This is a genomic window from Streptosporangium sp. G11, from assembly GCF_051192615.1.
Lineage (GTDB): Bacteria > Actinomycetota > Actinomycetes > Streptosporangiales > Streptosporangiaceae > Streptosporangium.
In genome coordinates this window covers 17,479-38,363 of the sequence record NZ_JBPJUQ010000050.1, presented here as the reverse complement: position 1 = coordinate 38,363, position 20,885 = coordinate 17,479, and the positions used below count along the sequence as shown (strand labels likewise).

At 69.6% G+C, this 20,885-nt stretch carries 18 protein-coding genes; 10 read left to right on the top strand and 8 right to left on the bottom strand.

Annotated features, from left to right (window positions below; genetic code table 11):
• Positions 1-131: 131 nt before the first annotated feature.
• The 3 genes from ACSDR0_RS34255 (at position 132) to ACSDR0_RS34245 (ending at position 3,854) form a co-directional block, all read left to right on the top strand.
• Complete coding sequence (locus ACSDR0_RS34255) at positions 132-1,364, top strand: PLP-dependent aminotransferase family protein (protein WP_435293100.1); 1,233 nt, start codon at positions 132-134, stop codon at positions 1,362-1,364.
• Positions 1,365-1,548: 184 nt separating this feature from the next.
• A complete protein-coding gene (locus tag ACSDR0_RS34250; protein ID WP_435293072.1) occupies positions 1,549-2,502 on the top strand; it encodes a D-alanine--D-alanine ligase family protein in 954 nt (317 codons plus the stop codon).
• A gap of 293 nt (positions 2,503-2,795) precedes the next feature.
• Complete coding sequence (locus tag ACSDR0_RS34245) at positions 2,796-3,854, top strand: threonine aldolase family protein (protein ID WP_435293071.1); 1,059 nt, start codon at positions 2,796-2,798, stop codon at positions 3,852-3,854.
• Between the two features lie 1,114 nt (positions 3,855-4,968).
• Here ACSDR0_RS34245 and ACSDR0_RS34240 read toward each other — a convergent pair.
• The 8 genes from ACSDR0_RS34240 to rpmH all read right to left on the bottom strand — a co-directional run bounded on the left by ACSDR0_RS34240 (position 4,969) and on the right by rpmH (position 10,846).
• Positions 4,969-5,943 carry a ParB/RepB/Spo0J family partition protein gene (locus ACSDR0_RS34240; RefSeq protein WP_435293070.1) on the bottom strand — a complete coding sequence of 325 codons (975 nt, stop codon included), beginning with the start codon at positions 5,941-5,943 and terminating at the stop codon, positions 4,969-4,971.
• A gap of 72 nt (positions 5,944-6,015) precedes the next feature.
• A complete protein-coding gene (locus ACSDR0_RS34235; RefSeq protein WP_435293069.1) occupies positions 6,016-6,786 on the bottom strand; it encodes a ParA family protein in 771 nt (256 codons plus the stop codon).
• Between the two features lie 324 nt (positions 6,787-7,110).
• Positions 7,111-7,806 (bottom strand): 16S rRNA (guanine(527)-N(7))-methyltransferase RsmG, encoded by a 696-nt coding sequence (rsmG, locus tag ACSDR0_RS34230; RefSeq protein ID WP_435293068.1) that lies wholly within the window; start codon positions 7,804-7,806, stop codon positions 7,111-7,113.
• 649 nt (positions 7,807-8,455) lie between these two features.
• On the bottom strand, positions 8,456-8,959 hold the full coding sequence (locus ACSDR0_RS34225) for a protein jag (protein WP_435293067.1): 504 nt from the start codon (positions 8,957-8,959) through the stop codon (positions 8,456-8,458).
• A 35-nt stretch (positions 8,960-8,994) separates the two neighbouring features.
• Complete coding sequence (yidC, locus tag ACSDR0_RS34220) at positions 8,995-9,942, bottom strand: membrane protein insertase YidC (protein ID WP_435293066.1); 948 nt, start codon at positions 9,940-9,942, stop codon at positions 8,995-8,997.
• A 4-nt stretch (positions 9,943-9,946) separates the two neighbouring features.
• The gene (gene yidD, locus ACSDR0_RS34215) at positions 9,947-10,228 is read right to left on the bottom strand and encodes a membrane protein insertion efficiency factor YidD (protein WP_425583256.1); all 282 of its coding nucleotides are present in this window, start codon (positions 10,226-10,228) and stop codon (positions 9,947-9,949) included.
• Complete coding sequence (gene rnpA / locus ACSDR0_RS34210; RefSeq protein WP_435293065.1) at positions 10,225-10,599, bottom strand: ribonuclease P protein component; 375 nt, start codon at positions 10,597-10,599, stop codon at positions 10,225-10,227. The genes yidD and rnpA overlap by 4 nt, the downstream gene beginning before the upstream one ends.
• Positions 10,600-10,708: 109 nt before the next feature.
• Positions 10,709-10,846, bottom strand: coding sequence for a 50S ribosomal protein L34 (gene rpmH, locus ACSDR0_RS34205; protein ID WP_329088117.1), 138 nt, complete (start codon positions 10,844-10,846; stop codon positions 10,709-10,711).
• Between the two features lie 531 nt (positions 10,847-11,377).
• On the opposite strand from rpmH, the gene dnaA reads away from it, so the two are divergent.
• From dnaA to gyrB, 7 genes are all read left to right on the top strand, one after another.
• Positions 11,378-13,120 carry a chromosomal replication initiator protein DnaA gene (dnaA, locus tag ACSDR0_RS34200; protein ID WP_435293064.1) on the top strand — a complete coding sequence of 581 codons (1,743 nt, stop codon included), beginning with the start codon at positions 11,378-11,380 and terminating at the stop codon, positions 13,118-13,120.
• 575 nt (positions 13,121-13,695) lie between these two features.
• A complete protein-coding gene (gene dnaN, locus ACSDR0_RS34195) occupies positions 13,696-14,835 on the top strand; it encodes a DNA polymerase III subunit beta (protein WP_435293063.1) in 1,140 nt (379 codons plus the stop codon).
• Positions 14,836-14,873: 38 nt separating this feature from the next.
• The gene (locus tag ACSDR0_RS34190; RefSeq protein ID WP_435293062.1) at positions 14,874-15,683 is read left to right on the top strand and encodes a 3-keto-5-aminohexanoate cleavage protein; all 810 of its coding nucleotides are present in this window, start codon (positions 14,874-14,876) and stop codon (positions 15,681-15,683) included.
• Between the two features lie 32 nt (positions 15,684-15,715).
• On the top strand, positions 15,716-16,660 hold the full coding sequence (gene gnd / locus ACSDR0_RS34185) for a phosphogluconate dehydrogenase (NAD(+)-dependent, decarboxylating) (RefSeq protein WP_435293061.1): 945 nt from the start codon (positions 15,716-15,718) through the stop codon (positions 16,658-16,660).
• A 101-nt stretch (positions 16,661-16,761) separates the two neighbouring features.
• Positions 16,762-17,940, top strand: coding sequence for a DNA replication/repair protein RecF (gene recF, locus ACSDR0_RS34180; protein WP_435293060.1), 1,179 nt, complete (start codon positions 16,762-16,764; stop codon positions 17,938-17,940).
• Positions 17,941-17,953: 13 nt separating this feature from the next.
• On the top strand, positions 17,954-18,616 hold the full coding sequence (locus ACSDR0_RS34175; RefSeq protein ID WP_435293059.1) for a DUF721 domain-containing protein: 663 nt from the start codon (positions 17,954-17,956) through the stop codon (positions 18,614-18,616).
• A 297-nt stretch (positions 18,617-18,913) separates the two neighbouring features.
• The gene (gene gyrB / locus ACSDR0_RS34170; RefSeq protein WP_435293058.1) at positions 18,914-20,860 is read left to right on the top strand and encodes a DNA topoisomerase (ATP-hydrolyzing) subunit B; all 1,947 of its coding nucleotides are present in this window, start codon (positions 18,914-18,916) and stop codon (positions 20,858-20,860) included.
• Positions 20,861-20,885 lie beyond the last annotated feature (25 nt).

The window sequence follows — 20,885 nt, the reverse complement described above, 5'->3', positions numbered from 1 at the left end:
GCGCTTCGCGCTCCAAACAACCGAGGAGGTGGACCGTGCCCCAGGACATAGATCACGGTCAGACCATCGCCCCGACCCAAGGGTCGCGCATCGACGCCTACGTCGACCGTTACGCGGCACGGGCAACCGGGATGGTCGCCTCCGAGGTTCGAGCTCTCTTCTCCGTCGCGTCGAGGCCCGAGGTGGTCTCGCTCGCCGGCGGCATGCCGTACGTCACCGCGCTTCCCCTGGACGTGGTGGGGGAGCTGGTCGCCGACCTGATCGCCAAGCGCGGCCCCGTCGCGCTCCAGTACGGCTCGGGGCAGGGCGACCCGCACCTGCGCGAGCAGATCTGCGACGTCATGCGAATGGAGGGGATCGAGGCCAACTCGGACGACGTCGTCGTGACCGTCGGCTCCCAGCAGGCCCTCGACCTGATCACCCGGATCTTCATCGACCCGGGTGACGTCGTGCTCGCCGAGGGGCCCTCCTACGTCGGAGCCCTGGGCACGTTCTCCGCCTACCAGGCCAAGGTCATCCATGTCGCGATGGACAACGAGGGGATCATCCCCGAGTCGCTGGCCCAGACCATCTACGCCCTGAAGAGCGCGGGCAACCGGATCAAGTTCCTCTACACGATCCCCACCTTCCAGAACCCCGCGGGCGTGACGCTCAGCGTCGCGCGCAGGCAGCAGGTCCTGGAGATCTGCCAGCGGGCCGACGTGCTGATCGTCGAGGACAACCCGTACGGCATGCTCGGCTTCGACGGCGACCCCATGCGGGCGCTGCGCGCCGACAACGCCGACGGCATCGTCTATCTCGGCTCGTTCTCCAAGACCCTCGCCCCCGGTTTCCGGGTCGGCTGGGCCCTCGCCCCGCACGCCATCCGCGAGAAACTGGTGCTGGCGATGGAGTCCGCGGTCCTGTCTCACTCCTCCTTCACCCAGCTGGCCGTCGGCCAGTATCTCGCCACCCAGCCCTGGCGTGAGCAGATCAAGTCGTTCAGGGAGCTCTACCGCGAGCGCCGCGACACCATGCTCACCTCTCTGGAGGCCCTGATGCCCGACGGCGTCACCTGGACCCGCCCCGGCGGCGGGTTCTTCGTCTGGGCCACCCTCCCCGAGGGGCTCGACTCCAAGGCACTCCTGCCCCGCGCGGTGGCCGAGCGGGTGGCCTTCGTACCGGGCACCGGTTTCTTCGCCGACGGCGGCGGCGCGCGGCACATGCGGCTCTCCTACTGCTACCCCGAGCCCGACCGCATCCGCGAGGGCGTCCGGCGCCTGGCCGGGGTGATCGGGCAGGAGCTCCGCCTTCGCGACACCTTCGGGACCGGCTCGCCCACCGAACGCGCCGGGATCGACACCCCGGGCCCCGACCTCGCGTAACCTCGCCCCCGGAGGTGCCCCGTGCCACGAGGCACCTCCGGCATGAGCTCCTCCCCTCCGGTGCCGTACGGTGACTTCCTGCGCCGGTGCGTGGTGATCGATCCGGTCCGCCGGGACAGCCGGATCGCGCGTGACGAGAGCGACAGGACAGGCTCGGAGCGGGCCTTGACGAGAGGTATGTCGGATGAGTGACCTGGGCCATGTGCTCGTCCTGGCGGGCGGGCTCTCCTACGAGCGCGAGGTCTCGCTGCGTTCGGGACGGCGGGTGAGCGAGGTGCTGCGGGGAGCGGGCGTCTCCGTGGAGACCCGGGACACCGACGCGTCACTGGTTCCCGCCATGCTCGCGGACCCCCCGGACGCGGTCTTCGTCACCCTCCACGGCGGAGCGGGCGAGGACGGCGCCATCCGCTCGGTCCTCGAACTCCTCTCCATCCCGTACGTCGGCGCCGGTCCCGACGCCTGCCGGGTCGCCTACGACAAGCCCACCGCCAAGACCGTCGTCCGCTCCGTCGGGCTGCGCACCCCCGAGTCGGTGACGCTGCCCAAGGAGACCTTCCACGACCTCGGCGCCTCCGCGGTGCTGGCCCGCATCGTGGACCGCCTCGGCCTTCCCCTGTTCGTCAAGCCGTCCCGTGGCGGCTCGGCGCTCGGCGCGTCGGTCGTCCGCAGCGCCGAGGAGTTCCCCGCCGCCATGGTCGGCTGCTTCGCCTACGGCGACACCGCGCTGATCGAGCGCTGCATCGAGGGCGTCGAGGTCGCCGTCTCCGTGGTCGACCTCGGGAGCGGGCCCGTGGCGTTGCCCCCGGTGGAGATCGTCGCAAACCAGGGCGTGTACGACTACGCGGCCCGCTACACCGCCGGGCACACCGAGTTCTTCGCCCCGGCACGCCTCTCGCCCGAGGCGTCGGCGGCCTGCGCCGAGATGGCCGTGACCGCGCACACCGCCCTCGGCCTCAGGGACGTGTCCCGCACCGACCTGATCGTCGACGCGGACGGCCTGCCCTACTTCCTCGAAGTGAACGTCGCGCCGGGGATGACCGAGACGTCCCTCCTCCCCATGGCCGCGGAGGCCGCCGGGGACGACCTCGGGACCCTCTGCCGGGTCCTCCTGGAGCAGGCCGCCACCCGCGGCGCCTGACCCCGCCCGGTCCCCCGGTGCGGGCCGCCACACCGGCGGGCGATGCAGGTTCCCGTACGGGCGCCGAGCGGGCGAGTCCGGTGAACGGGGTAGGCCTTCCCGTACGGGCGCCGGGCCGACGAGCGGGGCGAGCCCGGTGAACGGGACAGGCTTTTCCCGTACAGGCGCCGGGCCGACGAGCGGGGCGAGCCCGGTGAACGGGCCGGGCTCACGGGCGACCGGGCCGGACTCATGAGCGACCCGCGGGCGGACCGGGTCGATGGGCGGGCGGAGGTTCCCCCTACGCTGGCCGTGTGCTGACCTCCACCCCATTTCCCAAGAGCTTCGGCAGCGACAACCACTCGGGCGTGCACCCCGCGGTTCTCGCCGCCATCCTCGAAGCGAACACCGGAGACGCCCTCGCCTACGGCGGGGATGCCTGGACCACCGCGACGAAGGACGCCTTCCGCGCCGAGTTCGGCGCCCGCGCGACCGCCTACCCGATGTTCAACGGCACCGGCGCCAACGTCGTGGGCCTCGGACTCGTGCTCCGGGCGTACGACGCGGTGCTCTGCCCGGCCACCGCCCACATCCACACCAGCGAGTGCGGTGCCGCCGAACGCGTGCTGGGCACCAAGCTGGTCGCCCTCCCCACGGAGGACGGCAAGATCTCCGTGGACGACATCCGCGGTCAGCTGTCCGTGCTGGGGGATGAGCACCACTCCCAGCCCAAGGTCGTCTCCATCTCCCAGGTGACCGAGTGCGGCACCTGCTACACCGCCGACGAGATCGCCGAGATAGCGGAGTTCGCGCACGCGCACGGCCTCTTCCTGCACATGGACGGCGCCCGGCTGGCCAACGCGGCGGCAGAGCTCGGCTGCTCGCTCCGCTCCCTCACCACGGACGCGGGCGTGGACCTGCTCAGCTTCGGAGGCACCAAGAACGGCGCCATGGGTGCCGAGGCGCTCGTGATCCTCCGCCCGGAGCTGGACGCCCCGGCGTCGTTCCTGCGCAAGCAGGGGATGCAGCTCGCCTCCAAGATGCGCTTCGTCTCCGCCCAGCTGACCGCCCTCCTCACCGACGACCTCTGGCGCGAGAACGCCGCCCACGCCAACGCCATGGCCCACCGCCTGGCCGACGGCATCGCCGACCTCCCGGGCGTCTCCCTGCGCTACCCGGTGCAGTCCAACGCCGTTTTCCCCGCCCTCCCGGAGAAGGCCATCGCGGAACTGCAGCAGCGCTATCTCTTCCACATCTGGGACGCGGCCGAGAACGTGGTCCGCTGGGTGACCGCCTTCGACACCACCCCTGAGCACGTCGACACTTTCGTCGCCGACATCCGTCTCGCCGTCCAGGAGGCCACCGGCTTCTGAGTGGCATCTGTCTCACGTGAAGCAGCTGTTCATGCGGAGGCGCTGATGTTTCACGTGAAACGGTCGTCGCCTGGAAGCGGTGGCTGTTTCACGTGAAACAGCAGCGGCCGTCCCCGTCGGCCACCGCCCTCTCCGCGCACATCGAGATCCCGGCCGTTCCGTCGGCGAAAGCTCCTTCTCGTCTCACCCTCTCCTGTCATCGCCCCGCCCCCTTGTCGAAGGCTCTTTGCGGAGGCCCGGTCCGGGCGTAATGCCGATCCATGTTTCACGTGAAACGATGCCGCCTTCGCCACGGCGACAGCCGAGCCGCACAGTGAGACGGACGCGGAAGGCGGCCGGCTCCGGCACCACACAGAGCCCCACCGCCGGGGGCGCGGCGCTCTCCTCGCGGCGGTCGCGTCAACATCGGCCGTGCGGCCCTGAGGTCACGCATGCGTGCGTGCGAGACGTGCCGGGAGAGCGGACTCCCGTCGATCATCACAACGACGTACGCGAGCACAGGGAGGCGGACGGGAGAAGGATGCGCGGAACGCCGAACGCCGAAAGCGGAAGGCGGAAGGCGGAAGGCGGAAGGCGGAAGGCGGAAGGCGGAAGGCGGAAGGCGGAGGTGAGGCAAGGGGGTGGGGAGGGCGAATGGCGCGGAGGCGGACGCGGGGAAGCACGGCGCGGGAAAGCATCAGACGCCGCGAAAGCGGGACTCGGGAGAGCGGGAAGGCGCGAGGCCGGGGCACGGAAAGGCAGAGCCCGGGGGCGGTTGGAGAAACGAGAGAGCGAGGACTGGCCCCGAGATACGCGAGTCCCGGATACGCGAGTCCCGGATACGCGAGTCCCGGATACGCGAGTCCCGGATACGCGAGTCCCGGATACGCGAGTCCCGGATACGCGAGTCCCGGATACGCGAGTCCCGGATACGCGAGTCCCGGATACGCGAACGGCCTCCCCTGTTTCACGTGAAACAGGGGAGGCCGTTCGCGTATCGGGGAACCGTCCGGGAAGGCCGTCCGCCGGGGTCATCCCCGAAGGCAGCCATCCCGGAAGGGGCCTCAGAGGAGATTCACCGGCTCGGTGGGTGCGCCACGAGGCTCGCGTCCACGGGCTTCCTGAGCCGGTGAGATCATCCCTCCATCGCCTGCAACGACCCCGGCGCCATCGTGCCGATGATGCGCTCCAGATCGTCAATGGTCGCGAACTCCACCACGATGCGTCCCTTGCGACGGCCGAAGTCGACCTTCACCCGGGTCTCGAAGCGGTCGGAGAGACGGTCGGCCAGATGCCTGAGGGCGGGCTCCTCGTCGGGCTTCACCCGGGGAGCGCGCGGAGCCGGTGCCGGGGCCGCCTTGGCGTCGCCCATGGCGACGATCTCCTCGACCGCGCGGACCGAAAGCAACTCAGCCGTGATCCGGCTGGCCAGATGCTCCTGGGCGGCGGGGTCGTCCAGGCGGAGCAGGGCCCGGGCGTGGCCCGCGCTGATCGTTCCGGCCGCGACCCTGCTCTGCACCGCGGGCGGCAGCTTCAGCAGGCGCACCGTGTTGGTCACGTGCGAGCGGGAACGGCCGATGCGGGTGGCGAGCTGCTCGTGGGTCGCGCCGAAGTCGTCGAGCAGCTGCTGGTAGGCCGCCGCCTCCTCCAGGGCGTTGAGCTGCTCGCGTTGGAGGTTCTCGATGAGCGCGTCGAGCAGGAGCTTGTCCTCCTGGGTCTCCCGCACGATCGCGGGGATCTCGGAGAGCCCGGCGAGCTGGGAAGCGCGCCAGCGACGCTCGCCCATGATCAGCTCGTAGCGTCCCTCGCCCGCGGCGCGCACCACGATCGGCTGGAGCAGGCCGACCTCGCCGATCGAGGTGGCCAGCTCCTGCAGAGCCTCCTCGTCGAAGATGTCGCGGGGCTGACGCGGGTTGGGCGTGATGTCGTTGACGGGGATCTCAAGGAAATAGGCACCCGCGACCGGCTGGGGGCCGGGCTGTTCCGGCACCACCGGCTCGGGGGCGACCATGGTCACGGTCATCGACACGGGCGTCTCCGTGACGACGGCCGGCCCCGTCGGGATGAGCGCCCCCAGCCCCCTGCCCAACCCTCTCGGCTGCTTACTCACTGGCCCCTCCCGAGACTCAAGGTGTCGCACTCACTGACATACCTGTGGCCGCGGCCACAGGATTCCCGGTGCTCATACGGCCGCACCGCGGTAGGCGATCTCGCGGGCGGCGTCCATGTAGGCCATCGCGCCGCTGGAGCCCGGGTCGTACGTCATGACCGACTGACCGTAACTCGGAGCCTCGGAGACGCGCACGCTCCGGGGGATCAGCGTGCTCAACACCGTGGCGCCGAAGTGGGAGCGGACCTCGTCGGCGACCTGGGAGGCGAGACGCGTGCGCCCGTCGTACATCGTCATGAGGATGGTGGAGAGGTCAAGCGTGGGGTTCAGATGGGCGCGGACCAGATCCACGTTCCTCAACAGCTGGCCAAGGCCTTCCAGCGCGTAGTACTCGCACTGGATGGGGATCAGCAGCTCGTTCGCGGCCATCAGCGCGTTGACCGTCAGCAGGCCGAGCGAGGGAGGGCAGTCGATGAGGATGTAGTCGAACTCGACGGCGTCGTACGCGATCAGCGCGCGCTGCAGGCGGGCCTCGCGGGCGACCATGGAGACCAGCTCGATCTCGGCACCGGCCAGGTCGATCGTGGCGGGGGCACAGTAGAGGCCCGGCATGTCCGGGACCTCCTTCACGACCTCCGCGAGCGGCAGGTCCTCCACGAGCACCTTGTACATGTCCGGTACGTCACCACGGTGCTCGACGGCCAGGGCCGTCGAAGCGTTGCCCTGGGGGTCGAGGTCGACCACGAGCACCCGCTGACCGTGCATGGACAGCGCCGCCGCCAGGTTGACCGACGTGGTGGACGGTGAAGATCCGGGTCTTCGGAGGGCGAGGCCAGTCTCCATCCCGGACCCCGGCGGAGCCTCCGGGAGCGGCGGCGGTCTTCTGGGCCGATGTTTCACGTGAAACCACTGAGCTGAGTGCCTCTCGTACCAGCGGCGAGTCGCCGGGATTAAGGGGGGTCTGGGTCACGGTCGTCTTCCTTTCAACCGGCCTGACTACGGCACCGGGAGCCGGTGCCGGCCAGCCCAGACCGGAAAGGCGTCCATGGGGCAAAACGGCGGGAACCTCGGGCCAGCCGAGACCGCTCCTCGCGCTGGCGATCGCACTCGAACGGTCGTTCACTGGCCTCGTACTCGCTTTGCTCGGTTTATCTGGTGGCCTCGCGTTCATCTGCCTCGCGAGGCGCGATCCTTCCGGCGAGAGGCCTTCCGCGCTCCTTCGGGAGCTCGACCGGCGACCACCCGGATGAGAGTTGCGGGCGGCTCGACCTTACCGTGCCCAACCGATGTAAGCTCGGCGGTTTGCACCCCACTCGACCGTAATTGCGCCTCGGCGTCCGCCAACTCCTCCGCGGCACGCTCGCCCTTCATGGCCAGCAGCTCACCGCCCTCGCGCAGGAGGGGCAGCGACCATTTCAGCAGGCGGTCCAGCGGCGCCACCGCACGGGCCGAGGCGACGTCGAACTCCCGCCTGCCCGCGAACTCCTCGGCCCGGCCGCGCAACACCTCGACGTTGCCGAGTTTCAACGACTCCGCGCACTCCTCCAGGAAGACCGTCCGGCGAAGGAGCGGCTCCAGGAGGGTGACGGTGATGTCGGGCCGGACGATCGCCAGGACGAGACCGGGCAGGCCGGCACCGGAACCGATGTCGACCAGGCGCACGTCGGCGGGCACGACCTCGGCGATCACCGCGCAGTTGAGCAGGTGGCGGTCCCAGATGCGCGGTACCTCCCGCGGGCCGAGCAGCCCGCGCACCACCCCGGGACCGGCCAGCAGCTCCGCGAAGGCCTCCGCTCTCGCCCAGGCGTCGCCGGTGAACACCTCGCGCGCGACCTCGGGCGGTTCGGGGATCTGGTCACTCACTCGACGCTCACTCTTCCCTCGGAAATATCGGGGTCAGGCCGGTCTCAAGGCTAACGGCCCGCCTCGGCGCAGTCGTACAGCACGGGGGCGACGGCGCCGTCATACGGCGTGGAGCCACGACACCGTACGGCGCGGACGGCCGCGTCGTACGGCACGCCGACGGCATCGTGTGGTGAGAACCACAGAATGCCAGGACATGGACGGGCCGGGATTCCAACCGTCGCGGGTGGACCAGGTGGTCTCAGGGCACGGGTGGACCACGGGATTCCAGGGCGTGGGCTCGACCCAAGGGGCCACCGAGCCAAGGGGCAAAGGGGCCACGGGCAAGGGGCCAAGGGCAAGGGCGGGCCGCAGGTGTCCGAAGAGCTCAGGAGCGCGGGGACTCAAAGGACTCAAAAGCCCAAGGGACTCAAAAGCTCAGGAGGAGCGCGGGAGCTCAGAGACGAGGAGGCTCAAGGGCCCAGGAACGCGGGGGGGGTCAGGGGCGCGGAGGCTCAAGAGCTCAGGAACGCGGGAGGCGCGGGGGCGCGGAAGCTCAGAAGCGGAGGGCTCAAGCGGCGGCCATACCGCGCGGGCCGCGAAAAGGCCGCCGTCCCCGGGGAACCGGGGCGGCGGCCTCTGTCGGCCCGTGCCGTCGCGCTAAGGGGTGCTAAGCGGGAAGGACCACCACGAAACGACGGGGCTCCTCGCCCTCGGACTCGCTCCGCAGGCCCGCCGCGGCGACGGCGTCATGCACGATCTTCCGCTCGAACGGGGTCATCGGCTGCAGCGACTTGGGCTCGCCGTTCCGCTTGACGTCCGCCGCGATCTTGGTGCCGAGCTCGCTCAGCTCGCTCCTGCGGCGGTCGCGGTAGCCGCCGATGTCGAGCATCAGGCGCGACCGCTCGCCCGTCTGGCGGTGGACCGCGAGGCGGGTCAGCTCCTGGATGGCCTCCAGCACCTCGCCGTTGGGGCCGACCAGGTCGCCGCCCTTGATATCGACGACCGACACCACGGCACGATCACCTTCGACATCCATGTCGATGTCACCGTCGATGTCGGCGATGTCGAGCAGACCCTCGACGTAGTCCGCCGCGATCTCGCCTTCCTGCTCCAAAGCGGCGAGATCGGGAGCCGTCTTCACGGGCTCCTTCTCGGCCTCGGCCTCGGTCACGTCCGGCCACTCCTTCGTGCTGTCGGGATGAGACGTCAGGACTTCTTGCTACCGGTCCGCTTGCTGCGGGGCTGGCGGGTGGGCTGCTGTCGGATCACCTTGGCCTCCGGTGCGGGCGGCGCCTCAGGCTCGGGGGTGGTCTTCTTGACCTTGCTCAGCAGGCTCGGCTTCGGCTCGGGGGTCGTGATGTTGCCCTTGGCGTCGACCACCGGGGTGGGGTTGCGGCTGTAGAACCAGTGCTGCTGGCCGAGGGTCCAGAGATTCGTGGTGACCCAGTAGAGGATCAGGCCGAGGGGGAAGTTCAGCGAGAAGATGGCGAACAGCGGCGAGACGTACATCAGGATCTTCTGCTGCTGCGCCATCGGGTTGTCCGGCATCTGAGCGATGGAGCGGGTCACGCTCTGCCGGACGGTGAGGAAGGTCGTCAGCGAGCTGACCGCCACGAAGATCGCGAGCACGATCTTGGTGATGATCGGGTCGGCGTCCAGCTTGAGGATGTCGGCCGAGCTCGTGAAGAACGTCGCGGGGATGGGCGCGCCGAAGATGTGCGCGGCCCGGGCGCTGTTGACGAGGTCCTGCGACATCCCGAACTTGGCCTGGCCCGCGGCCATGGCCTGCAGCACGGTGAACATCGAGATGAAGATCGGGAACTGCGCCAGGATCGGCAGGCAGCCACCCAGCGGGTTGGCCCCCTGTCCCTGGTACAGCGCCATGACCTCCTGGTTCATGCGCTGCTTGTCGTTCTTGTACCGCTTGCGGATCTCCTGGACCTTGGGCGCCAGCTCCTGCATCTTCTTCGACGAGCGCATCTGCTTGAGGAAGAGCGGGAAGATCAACAGCCGCATCAGCACGGTGAGCGTGATGATGGTCAGCGCCCAGTTGAGCCCGTTGTCCTTCGGGATGAAGGTGCTGTAGCCCTGGTGAATCCAGGTGATTACTTGGGCGACGGCTGTGTACAGCCAGTTCAGCCAGGACAGCTCCACCGAGCTAGCTCCCTTGCGTTTCGTCGGACCGGCCCGGGCGCGGGGGCACCGGGTCAAAGCCTCCGGGATGGAATGGGTGGCAACGCCCGATTCTCCGGATCGTCAACCATGTGCCGCGCAGCGCGCCGTGAACGGCCACGGCTTCGAGGCCGTAGGCACTGCACGAGGGGTGGAAGCGGCAACGGGGACCCAGCAGAGGGCTCACGAAGGCCCGGTAGAACCGGATCGGAGCCATCAGGATCCTGGCAGCCGGAGAAATTCCAGCGGTCTGCTGCGCCGTCATCATCGCCCATCCATGCGAGCCCCAGGGGGCTCCAGCCGCCTGAGTAAACGATCCAGCGCGACGTCGAGTTCGGCGGCAATGCGCTCGCTTCGCGCGGACGCGGCCGGTGGATTGGCGCGTACAACCAGCAGGCTACCTCTCGGAAGCCGGTCGAGACGGTCTCGCATGAGGTGTCTCAACTGACGTTTAACCCGATTTCTGATGACCGCGCCTCCTACGGCGCGGCTCACCACGAATCCAACCAGGGGGGGATCATCCCTGTCGGAGCGCATGCCAAAGTGCGCGACCAGGGTGGGGCGGCCTACTCGGCTTCCCCTTCTGATCGCGCCGGCGAACTCGTCGCCCCGGCGCATGCGGGACCCGGACGGCAGCACGAGAGATCTTGGCGACCCTGGGCAGGTACGCCCGTCGCCCGCCGGCAGCGATGCCGGCGGGCGACGGGCGCTACTGCCTAGGCCCGGCGAACCGGGCGCAACGGATGCGTCAGGCGGAGATCTCGGCGCGGCCCTTGCGACGGCGAGCGGCAAGGATGGCGCGGCCGGCGCGGGTGCGCATGCGGAGCCGGAAGCCGTGGGTCTTCGCACGACGGCGGTTGTTCGGCTGGAAAGTACGCTTGCTCACGAGTGGGCTCCAGGCTCAAGACGCATCCCCAGCACATGGGGACGCTCGACAATGGCTGGCTTGCCGGAAGCGGGGCATGCGAAATAGCCGCCGCGTGGCAAGCCGACCGTCGTACGTTACGGGTCAGGCGTGTCCCAGGTCAAACCGAAGAGTGTCCCGAAGCACGCCCATACAGGTTATCCACGTTTCCACAGGCACGTTATCCACCGGCGCCTCGCCGTCCACAGGATGTGCACTCCGTCCCCCTCGTGCGCCACTAGGCTGTGGACAACGTCTTGTACACAGCTGTGGACAGGGCTACTGTCGGCCCTTCCAGACCCTCTCTCCGCTGCGAGGACGCGTCGGACCGCAGGTAACGGGCTGTGCACAGCCTGTGGATTCGATGTGGATTGCGTATGGCGCCCACGAAGGGGCCACGGGCCTCCCGGCATGTGGACAACGACGAAATCCGGTGCGCCCGGCGGCCATCGATGTGGATAAACAGATCGCGGTAGGCCAGCGGGGCCGCGTCGGGAGGAGGGGAGCCGGACCATGGACGGAACGGACCTCAGCGCGGTCTGGGCGAGGGCTCTTGAGAACTCCCTGAACGAGAACGTCCCGTCCCAGCAGCGGGTCTGGCTGAACATGACTCGGCCCTTCGGCCTGATGAACGACACCGTGGTGCTCGCCGCGCCCACGGATTTCGCCAGAGATGTCCTGGAAAATAAGCTTCGTCCGCTTATCAGCCAGGCGCTGTCCCAGGAGTTCGGCCGCCCGATGCGGGTGGCGGTCATGGTCGACCCCAGCGCGGCGGGCCCCGAGTCCGGGCTCACCCCGCGCCAGGACGCTTATCCCCAGGCGCAGCCGCAGGGTTATACACAGGGTGGCGGGGCCCAGCAGGGTTATGCACAGCCCCCTCAGGGCCAGCACCACGGGGGTTCCGGGCTCCAGCACCCCTATCCGGGGGGCAACCAGGCCGCGCAGCCGTCCACCGACTATCCACAGGCACAGCCGTTCTCCTACCCGTACCAGCAGGGCGAGGAGTCCCCCCAGCCCTACCTCCCCGCTGAGCCCCCGCAGAGCCCCTCGCAGGGGGATCAGGGCCCCGGATACGGCCGCGGCTACACCCCGCAGCCGTCCCCGCCCCGGCCCGAGCCCGACTCCTTCGACCGCGGCGCGCCTCCCGTGCCCGGCGCGGGCGGCGCCGGCGGCGTGCAGAACAGGTGGGACGGCCGCGGGAGCCGTACGCAGGGGGAGCCGGCCCGGCTGAACCCGAAGTACACCTTCGACACCTTCGTGATCGGCTCCAGCAACCGGTTCGCCCACGCCGCGGCGGTCGCGGTGGCCGAGGCGCCGGCCAAGGCGTACAACCCGCTGTTCATCTACGGTGACTCGGGCCTGGGCAAGACCCACCTGCTGCACGCGATCGGCCACTACGCCCAGAGCCTCTATGACGGCGCGCGGGTGAGATACGTGAGCTCCGAGGAGTTCACCAACGACTTCATCAACTCCATCCGCGACCACAAGGCCGACAACTTCCGGGGTCGCTACCGGGCCGTGGACATCCTGCTGGTGGACGACATCCAGTTCCTGGAGGGCAAGGAGCAGACGCAGGAGGAGTTCTTCCACACCTTCAACACACTGCACAACTCCAACAAGCAGATCGTCATCTCCAGCGACCGGGCGCCGAAACAGCTGGTCACGCTGGAGGACCGGCTCCGCAACCGGTTCGAGTGGGGCCTGATCACCGACGTCCAGCCGCCCGAGCTGGAGACCCGGATCGCGATCCTGCGCAAGAAGGCGATCCAGGAGGGCCTGGCCGCGCCGCCCGAGGTTCTCGAATACATCGCCAGCCGCATCTCCACCAACATCCGCGAGCTGGAGGGCGCCCTGATCAGGGTGACCGCGTTCGCGAGCCTGAACCGGCAGTCGGTGGACCTGCAGCTCACCGAGGTCGTGCTCAAGGACCTGATCACCGAGGACGCGGGCTCCGAGATCACCGTCGCCACGATCATGGCCTCCACCGCCGCCTACTTCGGGCTGTCGATCGACGACCTGTGCGGCGGGTCGCGCTCGCGGGTCCTGGTGACCGCCCGCCAGATCGCCATGTATCTGTGCAGGGAACTGACCGACATGTCGCTGCCGAAGATCGGCCAGCAGTTCGGCGGCCGTGACCACACCACCGTCATGCACGCCGACCGGAAGATCCGCTCCCTGATGGCCGAGCGGCGCTCGATCTACAACCAGGTCAACGAGCTGACCACCAGGATCAAGCAGCAGTCCCGCAATGGATGATGAGGTTTCTCACCCCGTGATGCACAGGCTGTGGAAAACCTTGTGGATCAACGGTTCGCGGGGGCCCGGGAGGCTCCGGGGCGTCCAACCATGATCATCCGGAAACCCGCTGGTCCGAATGCTGTTCGGAGCATGTGGACAACTCTGGGGAGAACTTGGGGACAACCTGGGGACAACTCGTGGATAACCTGGGGACGCCCTGTGGGGAGAGTTTTCCACAAGGACAAAACGACCTCCTACCCCGTGGATAACCTGGGGAAACCTCGTGGAAAACTTGGGGACAGAGGGCACCGAATCTGGGGACGGCCTGTGTGTACTCCGGGGTTCTCCCCAGCCCCAAGAGTTGTCCACAGTCACCGCCCACAGCCCCAGTGGATGAAAAAACAGCACTTGACCTGCGGAAATAATGGCTTTCCACAGTATCCACAGCCCCTAATACGAAGGCCACTTGTATCTCTAACTAGGAAACCCAAGAGCCATAAGAGGGGTTCCGAGGGAGCACAGGTGCGGGACAGTGAACACTTGAACCCCAGGCACCGAGCGGATGGCGCTCGACACACAGGAGGCAGATCCACGTGATGTTCCGGGTCGACCGAGACGTGCTCGCTGAGGCGGTCGCATGGACGGCGCGCAGCCTGCCGGCGCGCCCCTCCGTGCCGGTGCTGGCCGGCATGCGTCTTGAGGTCACGGAGAACGGGCAGCTCAAGCTCTCGGGCTTCGACTACGAGGTCTCCGCCGAGGTGACCCTCGAACTGCAGACGGGCGAGGCGGGCGTGGTGCTCGTCTCCGGCAGGCTTCTGGCCGAGATCACCAGGGCGCTTCCCGCGCAGCCTGTGGATTTCGTGGTGGAGGGCGCCAAGGCGGTCGTCACCTGTGGCAGCGCCAGGTTCACCCTTCTCACCATGCCTGTGGAGGACTACCCCTCCCTGCCGACCATGCCCCCCGCCGCGGGCAAGGTGGGCAGCGACGTGTTCGCCTCGGCCGTCGGCCAGGTCGCCGTGGCCGCGGGCAAGGACGACACCCTGCCGATGCTCACCGGCGTACGCGTGGAGATCGAGGGCGACACGGTCACGCTCGCGGCGACCGACCGCTACCGCCTCGCCGTGCGGGAGCTGAAGTGGCAGCCGGGCCAGCCCGACTTCTCGGCGATCGCGATGATCCCGGGCAAGACCCTCGCCGACACGGCCAAGGCACTGGGTGGCACCGGCGCCGAGGTCGAGATCGCGATGAGCTCCTCCGGCGGCACCGGTGAGGGCATGATCGGCTTCTCCAGCGCGGGGCGCCGCACCACCACCCGGCTGCTCGACCCCGAGTTCCCCAAGTACCGCTCGCTGCTGCCGACGGAGTTCTCCGCCCGCGCGGAGCTGCCGACGGCCGCCTTCGTCGAGGCCGTCAAGCGCGTGGCCCTGGTCGCCGAGCGCAACACGCCCGTACGGCTGGCCTTCCGCGGCGACGAGGTCGTCCTGGAGGCGGGCAGTGGCGACGAGGCGCAGGCGGTCGAGGTGCTCCCCGTCGACTTCGAGGGCGACGACATCAACATCGCCTTCAACCACCAGTTCCTGCTGGAGGGCCTGGGCGCGATCGACTCCGACGTGGCCCGCCTGCAGATGACCACGTCCACCAAGCCCGCCATCCTCACCGGGGGCAAGCCCGCGGACGACGGCGGTGTTCCCGACTACCGCTACCTGATCATGCCCATCCGCCTGTCCAGCTGATGGGGGTCCCGCGACGACCCGGCGCGGCGGACCCGGCTGTGGATCCGGTGACGGATCCGGCGGCGGGAACGGCGACGGACGGGGGCGCGGAGGCGCGCGGCGGGGCCGGAGGGGGAGCGACGTGGCTCAAGGCGTGCCTGAACGGCGCCAGGAGGCCCGGCGACCACCCAGCCCTCCCCCTGACCCCTCTGGAGCTCGCTCAGGCGGCCCGTGAGGCTCGTGGGGCGGGTGCGGACGCCGTTCACGTGCATCCGCGTGACGAGGCGGGCAGCGAGTCGCTCAGCGCCGTCCACATCGGGGCGGCCGTGCGCGCCGTGCGCGAGGCGTGCCCCGGCCTCCCCGTCGGGGTGAGCACAGGGCTGTGGATAACCGGCTGGGACGTGGACGCGCGGCGCGACGCCGTCCGCGGCTGGAGCTCGCTCGCCGCCGGCGACCTGCCCGACTTCGCGTCGGTGAACCTCTGTGAGCCCGGCTTCGACGCCCTGTGGCATGATCTGCGGCGGCTCGGGGTGGACGTGGAGGCGGGGGTCTGGTCGGTGGACGACGCCGAGGCGCTCGCCGCGACCGGCCTCGAGTGCGCGCGGGTGCTCGTCGAGATCCTCGGCGGCCCCGCGGGCACCGCCGTCTCCCGGGCACGCGCCGTCCTGGACCGCCTCGCCGAACTCGGCGTCCCGGGCCCGAGACTGCTCCACGGGGAGGGGGACCCCACGTGGATTCTCCTGGACGAGGCGGGGCAGTCTGGACTGGCCACGCGCATCGGCCTGGAGGACGTCCTCCACAGCCCTGTGGGTGACCCTGTCGGCGGGAACGCCGAGTTGGTAAGGCTTGCGCGGGCACGCCTGGCGTAGGTGAATGATGAAACCCTGAAGGGGGTGCTCGTATGCAGATCGGCATGGTCGGGCTGGGCAAGATGGGCGGCAACATGGCCGAGCGGCTGCGCCGCGGAGGCCACGACGTCATCGGGTACGACCGCGATCCCGCGGTCAGTGACGTCTCCGGCCTGGAAGAGCTCGTGCAGCGGCTCCAGGCGCCGCGCACCGTGTGGGTCATGGTGCCCTCCGGCGACCCGACCCGGGCGACGATCGAGGCGCTCGGCGGCCTGCTGTCGCCCGGCGACATCCTCGTCGACGGCGGCAACTCGCACTATGTCGACGACCAGAGGCACGGCGCCGAGCTCGCCGCCAAGGACGTCGGCTTCGTCGACTGCGGCGTGAGCGGCGGCGTCTGGGGGTTGCAGAACGGCTACGCGCTCATGGTCGGCGGCGAGAAGGCCCACGTCGAGCGGGTGATGCCGATCTTCGAGACCCTCAAGCCCGAGGGGGAGGACGGTTTCGTCCACGCCGGCACGATCGGCGCGGGCCACTTCGCCAAGATGGTCCACAACGGCATCGAGTACGGCATGATGCAGGCCTTCGCCGAGGGCTGGGAGCTTCTCGAGGCCTCCGACATCGTGACCGACGTGGCCGGCTCCTTCAAGAGCTGGCGGCAGGGCACGGTCATCCGCTCCTGGCTGCTCGACCTGATGGTCCGCGCGCTCGACGAGGACCCGTCCCTGGCGGAGCTCGAGGGCTACGCGCAGGACTCGGGCGAGGGCCGCTGGGCGGTGCAGGCGGCCGTCGAGCTGGCGGTCCCGCTGCCGGTCATCACCGCAGCCCTGTACGCCAGGTTCGCCTCCCGCCAGGACGACTCGCCGGCCATGAAGGTCGTCGCGGCCCTGCGCAACCAGTTCGGCGGCCACGCGGTCACCTCCAAGGCGGGCGCGGCCGAGAAGGGCGCCGACTCCCCCGGCGCCGACGTCACCCCGCCGGTCGAGGCGGCCGGATAGCCCACCGTCCCCGCGGCTCGCGCCATACCTTTTCCACAGGGCGCGAGCCGTACGGACGCGGGAGGCTCCGGTGGCGGACGGGGCCGACTAATCTTCCTGGGGTGCATGTCGCCCATCTCTCCCTGACCGACTTCCGCTCCTACGCAACCGTCGACCTCGGCATGGAGCCGGGGGTCACGGCCTTCGTCGGGCCCAACGGCATGGGAAAGACCAACCTGGTCGAGGCGCTGGGTTACGTGGCGACGCAGGCCAGCCACCGGGTCGCCAACGACGGGCCGCTGGTCAGGCAGGGCGCGGCGCGGGCGATCGTCCGCTCGTCGGTGGTGCGCGACGAGCGGCGCGCGCTGATCGAGCTGGAGATCAACCCCGGCAGGGCCAACCGGGCCAGGCTGAACCGCGCGCCCGTCTCCCGTCCCCGCGACGTGGTCGGCCTGCTGCGCACGGTCCTGTTCGCCCCCGAGGACCTCGCCATGGTCAAGGGCGACCCCTCCGAGCGGCGCCGGTTCCTCGACGACCTCCTGGTGGCCAGGACGCCCAGGTTCGCGGGGGTGCGCGCCGACTACGACCGGGTGCTCAAGCAGCGCGGCGCCCTGCTGCGCACCGCCGCGCAGGCCCGGCGGGGCCGGGGCCGGAGCACGCGGCGGGCCGAGAGCGACGCGGCGTTCGCCGAGGCGGGGGCGGGAGACCCGTTGAGCACCCTGGAGGTCTGGGACGCCCACCTGGCCACGCACGGCGCCGAGCTGCTCGCGGCCAGGCTGGAGCTGGTCGAGACGCTGCGCCCGCTGGTCGCCGCCTCGTACGCCTCCCTCGCGCCCGACTCCGCCCCCGCGGGGCTGGAATACCGCGGCACCCTGCCCGCGGGCATCGGAAGCGATCGCGCCGAGCTGGCCGAGCGGCTGCGGGCCGGCCTGCTGGAGGTCCGCGCCTCGGAGCTGGAACGCGGCGTCACCCTCGTCGGCCCGCACCGCGACGACCTGTTCCTCGGCCTGGGCGAGCTGCCGGCGCGCGGCTACGCCAGCCACGGCGAGTCGTGGTCGTTCGCGCTGGCGCTCAGACTGGCCGCCTACGACCTGCTCAGGGCCGACGGCGGCGATCCGGTCCTGATCCTCGACGACGTCTTCGCCGAGCTGGACAACAGGCGCAGGCGCCGCCTGGCCGAGATGGTCGCCCCCGCCGAGCAGGTGCTGATCACCGCCGCGGTCCCCGACGACGTGCCGGCGGAGCTGGCCGGGGGGCGATTCGACGTGACCGAGGGAGGCGTGGTGGCCCGTGTCCGGTGACGGTGAAGGGGGCGTGAGCGGCCCGGTGCCCGTACCGCGGACCCCGGAGGCGAGGCGGCGCGGCGCGGCGCGGCGGGGGGGCGAGGAGGCCGGGCGGGGCGGTCCCGTGCCGGGCCCGCCGGTCCCTGACGGCGCGGCGCCCTCGGCGAGCGGGACGGACACGGGCGCGGCGGCCGCCGGTTCCGCGAGGAGCGCGGCCGCCAAGGGGGCCGCGATGGCCAGGGAGAAGCTGGCCCAGGCCAAGTCCGACGCCGCCAGACGAGGTCAGCTCCCCCGCCGCGAGCCGCGGCGCAGGGCGTCGGGGGCGCGCAGGGACTCCGGTGATCCCCAGCTCTTCGGCAGGGCCATCGCCGACCTGCTGTCCGACCGCGGCTGGGAGCAGCCCGCCGCGATCGGCGGGGTTTTCGGACGCTGGCACGAGATCGTCGGCGCCGACATGGCGGCCCACACCAAGCCCGAGACCTTCGCCGAGGGCGAGGTCGTGGTGGTCGCCGACTCCACCGCCTGGGCCACCCAGGTGCGCCTGCTGGCGAGGACGCTCGTCAGGAGGTTGAATGAGGAGCTCGGGGACGGAACGGTGCAAAAGGTAAAAGTTCGCGGACCGCAGAACGGCCCCCGCTCCAGCGGCGGCCTGCGCGTCACCGGAAGCCGCGGTCCGGGCGACACGTACGGCTGATCCGGCCCTCAAAAACGGATCAGTGGCTCTTCTGGCGCGGCGAACCCCCTCCGCGTAGGGGGATGTTCAAGACGATGATCGTCGCGCGACAGGCCATTCCAGAGGCCGTCAATGCCACATGATGTGCTCTGAGCCGCTAGAATGAAATCGAATTCCGGACACGTCCGTTTGCGTGTCACCCCCGGCGCGCATGCCGGCTCCCCTGGGTGAACGCATCGGGGCATTCACGACGGTGACGGGCACGGCGGGGCTAAACGTTGTCTCCCGCCGCGTGTCCGCGGCAGGAGGATTTCGCACTTGTCCTACGACGCTAGCTCAATCACCGTTCTCGAAGGGCTCGAGGCGGTCCGTAAGCGCCCCGGCATGTACATCGGCTCCACCGGCGAGCGCGGTCTGCACCACCTGGTCCAGGAGGTCGTGGACAACTCCGTCGACGAGGCCCTGGCGGGACACGCCGACCGGATCGAGGTCACCCTGCTCGCCGACAACGGCGTGCGGGTCGTCGACAACGGCCGTGGCATCCCCGTCGGGAACGTCCCCGGCGAGAACCGTCCCGCGGTCGAGGTCGTCCTGACCGTGCTGCACGCGGGAGGCAAGTTCGACGACAAGTCGTACGCGGTCTCCGGCGGCCTGCACGGCGTGGGCGTCTCCGTCGTCAACGCGCTGTCCAGCAAGCTCGACGTGGAGATCCGCACCGACGGCCACTACTGGCGCCAGAGTTATGTCGAGAGCAGGCCCACCGCCCCCCTGGCCAAGGGCGAGAAGACCGACGAGACCGGCACCTCGATCATCTTCTGGGCCGACGAGACCATCTTCGAGACCACGACCTGGCACTTCGAGACCCTCGCGCGCCGCTTCCAGGAGATGGCCTTCCTCAACAAGGGCCTGACGATCTCGATCAGGGACGAGCGCCCCGAGTTCGCCGACGGGGAGGAGCCCAATGAGGTCACCTTCTACTACGAGGGCGGCCTGTCCGACTTCGTCAAGCACCTCAACTCCAAGAAGGAGCCGGCCCACCTCTCGGTGATCGACTTCGAGGAGCAGGGCGAGGGCATCGCCGTCGAGATCGCGATGCAGTGGAACAACTCCTACAGCGAGTCGGTCTACACCTTCGCAAACACGATCAACACAGCCGAGGGCGGCACCCACGAGGAGGGCTTCCGCGCGGCGCTGACGTCCATCGTCAACCGCTACGCGCGCGAGCAGAAGTTCCTCAAGGAGGGCAAGGACGACAACCTCGCCGGAGAGGACATCCGCGAGGGCCTCACCGCGATCATCTCGGTGAAGCTGACCGACCCGCAGTTCGAGGGCCAGACCAAGACCAAGCTGGGCAACACCGAGGCCAAGTCGTTCGTCCAGAAGGCCTGCAACGACCATCTGCGCGACTGGTTCGAGCGCAACCCCGGCGAGGCCAAGGACATCATCACGAAGTCCCTGCAGGCCTCCCGCGCCCGCCTCGCGGCCCGCCAGGCCCGCGACCTGACCCGGCGCAAGTCGCTGCTGGAGTCGGGCTCGGGGCTGCCGGGCAAGCTGGCCGACTGCCAGTGGAGCGACCCGGAGAAGTGCGAGCTGTACATCGTCGAGGGTGACTCGGCGGGCGGCTCCGCCAAGGGCGGCCGCGACTCCAAGTTCCAGGCGATCCTCCCGATCCGCGGCAAGATCCTCAACGTCGAGAAGGCCCGGATCGACAAGGTCCTCCAGAACAACGAGGTCCAGGCGCTGATCACCGCCATGGGCACGGGCGTGCACGACGAGTTCGACATCGCCAAGCTCCGCTACCACAAGCTCATCCTGATGGCGGACGCCGACGTCGACGGCCAGCACATCACGACGCTGCTGCTGACCCTGCTGTTCCGCTTCATGCGGCCCCTGATCGAGGCCGGGCACGTCTACCTCTCCCAGCCGCCCCTCTACAAGATCAAATGGGACCGGAAGGGCGAGGACGCCTCTTACGCCTACTCCGACCGCGAGCGCGACGCGGTCATCCAGGCGGGCATCGACGCGGGCAAGCCCGACCCCAGGCCGCGCGACAACGTGCAGCGCTTCAAGGGGCTGGGCGAGATGAACGCCTCCCAGCTCTGGGAGACGACCATGAACCCCGACACCCGCCTGCTGCTCCAGGTGACCCTCGACGACGCGGCCCAGGCCGACGAGCTGTTCAGCGTGCTCATGGGCGAGGACGTCGAAGCCCGCCGCTCCTTCATCATCAGGAACGCCCGGGACGTCCGTTTCCTCGACGTGTAGCGGTAGCCGTACCAGAAAAGGATCT